This is a genomic window from Streptobacillus ratti, assembly GCF_001891165.1.
GTDB classification, from domain to species: Bacteria; Fusobacteriota; Fusobacteriia; order Fusobacteriales; family Leptotrichiaceae; genus Streptobacillus; species Streptobacillus ratti.
This window is the reverse complement of the sequence record NZ_LKKW01000046.1, coordinates 1-6,862: the sequence shown is the minus strand read 5'-3', so window position 1 is coordinate 6,862 and position 6,862 is coordinate 1. Positions and strand designations below refer to the sequence as shown.

Genomic DNA, 6,862 nt, shown 5'->3' with positions numbered 1-6,862 from the left:
CACAAATAAGTGGAGAAGGCCATAATGTATCAGGGTCATATGGTTACTATAATGGAGAACATGCTTTTGCAATAGGATTATCAGGAACAAATAGTACGTCTAATTTAGTATATAGGGCAAGTGGGTCATTAAATACAAGAGGAAATGTAGCATTAGGAGCAGGATTAGGATATCAATTTGATAATATTGTTACAAGAAGTAAGGAAATGTTAAAATTACAAAGAAATGGAAACATAAATTTACTTGATGAGAAAGTTTATGAGCTTGAATTACAATTTAATGAGATGAAAAAAGAGTTAGAAGAATTAAGAATGGTAGTAGAAAAGTTCATGAAAAAATAGGAAATAGATAATTAATTAAGGGTTGACTTCTGAATAAATCAGGAGCTAACCCTTTTTAATTTATAAAAATCATAAAGTATGAGAATTTTAAATATCTTGTGAATTTTTGAATTTGTTGTTGACAAAATAGTACGGGGGGGGGGTATAATAGAGCCAATGTTGTTAAAAAAATATTTTTCAATTTTTGAAAATATTATCAATTTAAAAAACAAAAATATTTATTAAATAGGTTATTTATAAAAAATATAAAAGAAAAGGAGGTGTATAATATAGTTTAACAACTAGCTATATTATACTAAAGAATAATGAAGAAAAAGAATTTTATTGTAGGATTAGCCTTTGCTTCTATCATGTCTTATTCTGATGCTACTCCTGCCCCTACAGTTTCTAATCCAACTATGGGAGAGGGAGCAAAAGCAGAAGGAGAATTATCTGTTGCAATAGGTAAAAATTCAAATGCTGGAGGGAATCATGATGTTGTTATAGGAACTAATGCTCAAACAAATAAAGGTCAACATAAGGGTAGTAATGGTGGAGCTGTTGCTATAGGAGCTAATGCAAAAGCAGATGGAGATAATGCCTTTGCAATAGGAAATAATGCAAGTGCTGAAAAAGACTCAGCTATGTCTTTTGGTGGTAAGGCTAGTGGAACAGGGGCTACTAACATAGGATATCAAGGAGAAAGTAAAGGAGATAGTTCAGTTAGTATAGGTTATGGTACTAAATCAAATGGGAATTATTCAACATCTATCGGAAGTCAAGCTAAAGCAGAACAAGAACTTTCAACTGCAATAGGTTCTAATTCTAAAGCATCAAATAAAAATTCAACTGCATTAGGAGCTAATTCTGAAGCGAGTCATGAAAATTCTATTGCAATAGGTTCAGGCTCTAAAACAGATTCTAATGCTACACAAGAAACTTCTGCTACAGTAGGAGATTATACTTATTCTGGATTTGCAGGAGAAGCAGGTAGTGATGGACATCAAGTATCAGTTGGAACAAAGGGTTCAGAGAGACAAATTAAAAATGCAGCAGCAGGTAAAGTTTCTAAAGAATCAACAGATGCAATAAATGGTTCGCAACTTTTTGCGACTAATAATGCTTTGTCAAATTTAATGAATTCAACAAAGAAAATTTTAGGTGGGAATTCAAAGATAACTAAAAATGGGGATAATATTGGTGATATATCTATGACAAATATAGGTGGAACTAATAAAAATAATATAGATGATGCAATAAAAGCTGCAATAACAGAAGTAAAAGCAAATAATAATTCAGCAGTAGATGTAAAATCAAGCATTGGTGTAAATGGTAATAAGGTATATACATTAGATGTAAAAGTGGATAATAAGACAATACTAAAGGGTCCAGATGGGACATTAAAAGCCAATATTGGAAAAATTACAACACAAGAAAATAATGGAAAGGTAGAGGCTAAAACAGACAATAATGACCAAATAGCTAAAACTGGAGATGTAGTAAATGCAATAAATGGTTTGGGAAATAATACTTTAGAATTAGGTGGAGATAGTGGTAGTACAGAAAAACAAACACTAAATAAAAAAGGTGGAATGAAATTTAATATTAGAGGTTCAGAATATATTACAACAAAGGCTAGTGGAAATAATGTTGATGTAGACTTATCAGATAAAGCTAAAAAAGATATAGAAAAAGGAGTAGTAGCACATTCAGGAGTAGCGAATGCAGTAGCGATGGCAAATCTACCACAAGTAAGTTCATTAGGAGGACATAGACATAATATAGCGGGATCATATGGATTCTTTAATGGAGAACATGCCTTTGCATTGGGAATATCAGGTTTAAATGACACAGCTAATTTGGTATATAGAGCGAGTGGATCATTAAATACAAAGGGACATGTGGCCTTAGGAGCAGGAGTTGGATATCAATTTAAGAGTGTATCAGAAAGTGATAATGAGGTTAAAGTTCTTAAGGAAAATAATAAAATTTTAGAAACTAGGATTCTTGAATTAGAAAAGTTAGTAAAAGAGTTAATGAAAAAATAGGAAATATATTAAGAACTATTTCTATATTTTTTTAATAGCTTCAAAGTATGATAAATATTTAAATACAAAAGTTAATATATATTTTAAAAGAAAATATATATTGACAAAATATCGGGGGGGGGTATACTTTTACAGATAAATTGTGAAAAAAAATAATTTAAACGGGAGAAAGTGATATGATTAAAAATTTTAAAATAGAAGGTGAATTGAAGAAACGGCTTAAAAGGAAAATAAATATTAGTAAAGGACTTATTATTGCTTTTTTAATAACAGGAAGCTTTTTAAGTAATATATCTTATTCAGAGGATTATGAAAAAGATCCAACAGAAAATCAACAAGGCGTAGATGGAACAGATGGATTTACTCGTGGAAATTCAGCCAAAATAGAATATGATCCTAAAGGTGTACCCAAAATATTGGATAATAAAGTACCAGGGAATATATTAGATACTACAAAAAAAAGAGGGACAGGAGTAGCCCTAGGAGCATTCTCTCATGCAGGACAGGGTGGAGTAGCTTTAGGGAGTCATTCATCAAGTAAAGGGGCAGTATTTGGTGTAGGTATAGGTTTTCAAGCAAGGGCAACAAAAGCATCAGCTATAGCAATAGGAGCAGGAAGTTATGCTGAAGGGTATTATTCACAGGCATATGGAAGAAGTGCAACAGCATTAGGAAATGAATCTATAGCACAAGGGGTAACAGCATTAGCAAAAGAAAAAGGTTCAATAGCTATAGGAACAAATGCAACATCAAGTGGAGAAAATGCAATAGCGATAGGATCATCGGCAAGAGAAAGAAATGCACTGTATCAAACAGATTCCAAAAAGAGAGTAGATGCATCAGGAAAGAATTCAGTAGCTTTAGGTCATATAGCACAAGCTTCTGGAGAAAATGCATTATCTTTTGGATACAAAGCTGAATCAACAATGATGGGAGCAATAGCTTTAGGAAGTGAATCAAAGACAACTGTAGATAAAGGAGTAATGGGATATGTACCAAGTGCTGATAAAACCCTTTCGGGAAATGCATGGCAATCAACTCATGCAGCATTAGCAATAGGTAATGGAAGTACAGTTACAAGACAAATAACGGGACTAGCAGCAGGAAAAGAAGATACAGATGCAGTAAATGTGGCTCAATTAAAAGCTTTGGCAACAAAACTAGAAGATGATAAAAAAACATATTTTCATGTTAATACAGGCACTCACAATGGTGGAGATAAAAGTAGTAATTTAGGTAAAATTGGAGAGGCAGCTGGAGCAGAAGGAAAATATTCTATAACAGCTGGAATGAAAGCTAATGCAAAAGAAGAGGCATCTATTGCAATAGGATATAATTCTAAGAGTTTAAAAAAGCATACAATAGCAGTAGGAATGCATGCTAATTCTGAAGGAGAAGCCTCTATTTCTATAGGATATGGTGCTAAGACTTCAAATAATTATTCAATATCACTTGGTAGATATGCAGAATCAAAAGGAACAGATTCATTATCTATAGGATCTGAAAGTGTTGCAGAAAAAAACTCAGCTATAGCAATAGGAAGAAAAGCTAAGTCAAAAGAGGATGGTTCTATTTCTATTGGTCAAAGTTCTCAAAGTTTTAAAAGTAATTCTATAACATTTGGAACATCTGCTATGACAAATGGAGAAAGTAGTATAGCTGTGGGAACGAATTCTAAATCAGAAGGAGCACATGCAATAGCTATAGGAAAAGAAAGTAGATCAGAAAAATTAGATGCTTTATCAATAGGACATCAAGCTGTTACAACAGCAGAAAGAACGATTGCATTAGGATCATATTCAAAGGCAACAAAAGATTACGGTATAGCTATTGGTTTATGGTCAGAAGCAGCAGCAATGAATGCTATAGCTATAGGTGGAAATGCTATGTCTAAAGCATCTGGTTCTATTGCAATAGGAGTTAGTTCAAAAGTGGAAGAAGATGCAATAAATGGTATTGCTATAGGTAAAAGTTCAAAAAGTTCAAAAGAACATAGTATAGCTATTGGAACAAATACTGAGGCAAAAGATGATGGAGCAATAGCTTTAGGAGATAATGCAAAAGCGGTTAAAAATGCTATTTCTATAGGTAAAGAAAGTAAATCTTCAGATGAAAATTCTATAGCATTTGGATATAATAGTGAAGCAAAAGGAAAACATTCAATATCTATAGGAGCTTATGCAGTATCAGAAAATACTAATGATATATCTTTAGGATTATACGCAAAAGCAAAAGGTGGAAAATCTATAGCAATAGGACAAAGTTCAGAAGCCTTAAAATCAGACTCTATAGCAATAGGAAGACATTCAAAAGTTACTGTAGATGAATCTGTAGCTATTGGATCAGAAAGTGAAACAAAAACACCTGTGGCATCTTTAAATGTTACAATAGAAAATTTAAAATATGGAAACTTTGCAGCACCAAACGTTTCTCATGTAGTGGCTATAGGATCTAAAAATAAGGAAAGACAATTACAGTATGTTGGAGCAGGGCAAGTAAGTAAAGACTCAACAGATGCAATTAATGGATCACAACTATTTGCAACTAATAATATTTTAGGTAAATTTGCGAATAAAACAAAGAGTATTTTTGGTGGAAATGCAAATTTAGCAGAAAATGGAGAGCTTACTTTTACAAATATAGGTGGAACAAATAAAGATACAATTCATGAGGCAATAAAATCATTAGATGATAAAATAACAAAATCAATAGCTGAATATGGATTTAATGTAATGGCAGGAAAAGAAGGAACAGGAACTTCATCTGGAGAAAATAAAACAAAACTATTAAAAGATGAATTACTAACATTAAAAGCTGGAGATAATTTAAGTATTACACAAGCTGGAAAAGATTTTACATATGCATTAAGTAAAACATTAAAAGATTTAACTAGTGCAGAATTTAATGGCACTTCTGGAGGTAAAGTTAAGATTACTGGAGATGAAATATCTATAAATAATGGTAGTGATAAAGTAAAAATAACTAAAGATGGATTAGATAACGGGGGTAAAGTTTTAAAAAATATTGGTGATGGAAAAAATGACACTGATGCAGTAAATAAGAAACAATTAGATGAAGTTGAGAAAAAAATAGACACTTCTAAAAAAGAATTAGAGAATAAAATAGATGAAAGTAAGAAAGAAATAGAAAAAAATAAGAAAGAAATAGAAAATAAAATAGATGATACTAAGAAAGAATTAGAGAAAAAGATAGAGGATAATAAAAAAGAAGTAGATAAAAAGATAGATGAAACTAAGAAAGAGTTAGAAGAAAAAATAACAAAAAATGATGAAAAAATAGAAAGCACTAAAAAGGATTTAACAGATAAGATAGACAAAGCAACAAAGACGCTAAAGACAGATATAACAGCAAATTCTGGAGAGGAAGCAAATAAGACTAAAGGTCCAGTAACTTTAACATCTAAAAAATCAAATGAAGGACATAATATTTATGATATTAGTTTATCTACAACACAATTAAAATCAAGTTCTGGAGGTAAAGTAGAAAAATTAAGTGATGAAGATTCTAAAAAGGTAGCAAATGCAGGAGAAGTATCAAAAGCAATAAATGCCTTAGGAAATAATAGTATATCATTTGGTGGAGATAGTGGAGAAACAGATAAACAATCATTAAATAAAGATGGAGGATTAAATTTTAAAATTAGTGGTTCAGGATATATAAAAACAGAAGCTAAAGGAAATGAAGTTAAGGTAGATTTAACAGATAAGGCGAAAAAAGATATAGAAAAAGGAATAGCAGCAAATAGTGGAGTAGCAAATGCAATAGCAATGGCCAATTTACCACAGATGAGTGGTATTGGACATAACCTGTCAGGTTCATATGGATACTACAATGGAGAACATGCATTTGCAATAGGATTATCAGGAATGAATGATAGAGCTAATTTAGTATATAGAGCAAGTGGATCATTAAATACTAGAGGACATATATCACTAGGTGCAGGACTTGGATATCAATTTGAGAGTGTAGGAAATAGAAATAAAGAGATGTTAAAATTACAAAGAAATGGAAATATTAATCTACTTGATGAAAAAGTTTATGAATTAGATAAAGAATTCAAAGTTCTTGAAGAAAAAGTTAAAGTTATTGAAGAAAATAATAAAACTTTAGAAAATAGAATTAATGAATTAGAAAGATTAATGCAAAAAAAATAAGTAGATAAAATATTTGTTAAACTTTATATATATAATGGTGGTAACAAATGAAGGTCTTTAAATAGGAGAATGGTGATTAAAATGAGGATTAATTTCTGTAAAGGAGTTAATTCTTTTTAATTTGCCTAAATTCCAAAAGTAAATGTCCAAAAACAACTTAAACAAGATTTAAAAGACATTCATAAACTTCATAAGATGTTGAAGAATTGAAAATTTTTCTAGGATAATTATTCATAAAATTTTCAATAAATTTAACATCTTTTTTTCTTAATTTATTCATAGACCTACCCTTAGGAATAAATCGAGAGTGTGAAAAAAA

General features: G+C 30.8%; 4 protein-coding genes. 3 read left to right on the top strand and 1 reads right to left on the bottom strand.

The window, feature by feature from the left end; translation table 11 throughout:
• The 3 genes from BT993_RS06465 to BT993_RS06455 all read left to right on the top strand — a co-directional run.
• A partial coding sequence (locus BT993_RS06465; RefSeq protein WP_208600522.1) for a YadA-like family protein occupies positions 1 to 341 on the top strand: 341 nt, incomplete at its 5' end.
• A gap of 305 nt (positions 342 to 646) precedes the next feature.
• Positions 647 to 2,368 carry a YadA-like family protein gene (locus BT993_RS06460; RefSeq protein WP_072593759.1) on the top strand — a complete coding sequence of 574 codons (1,722 nt, stop codon included), beginning with the start codon at positions 647 to 649 and terminating at the stop codon, positions 2,366 to 2,368.
• Positions 2,369 to 2,544: 176 nt separating this feature from the next.
• Positions 2,545 to 6,543: a YadA-like family protein gene (locus BT993_RS06455; protein WP_072593758.1), complete on the top strand. Its 3,999-nt coding sequence runs from the start codon at positions 2,545 to 2,547 to the stop codon at positions 6,541 to 6,543.
• 157 nt (positions 6,544 to 6,700) lie between these two features.
• Here BT993_RS06455 and BT993_RS07570 read toward each other — a convergent pair whose 3' ends face one another.
• Positions 6,701 to 6,823 carry a hypothetical protein gene (locus BT993_RS07570; protein ID WP_279625219.1) on the bottom strand — a complete coding sequence of 41 codons (123 nt, stop codon included), beginning with the start codon at positions 6,821 to 6,823 and terminating at the stop codon, positions 6,701 to 6,703.
• Between the last annotated feature and the right edge of the window lie 39 nt (positions 6,824 to 6,862).

Bases quoted from the DNA above. Each gene is read 5' to 3' on its own strand.
- BT993_RS06460 (WP_072593759.1), top strand. From the start codon at position 647: ATGAAGAAAAAGAATTTTATTGTAGGATTAGCCTTTGCTTCTATCATG.
- BT993_RS06455 (WP_072593758.1), top strand. From the start codon at position 2,545: ATGATTAAAAATTTTAAAATAGAAGGTGAATTGAAGAAACGGCTTAAA.
- BT993_RS07570 (WP_279625219.1), bottom strand. From the start codon at position 6,823: ATGAATAAATTAAGAAAAAAAGATGTTAAATTTATTGAAAATTTTATG.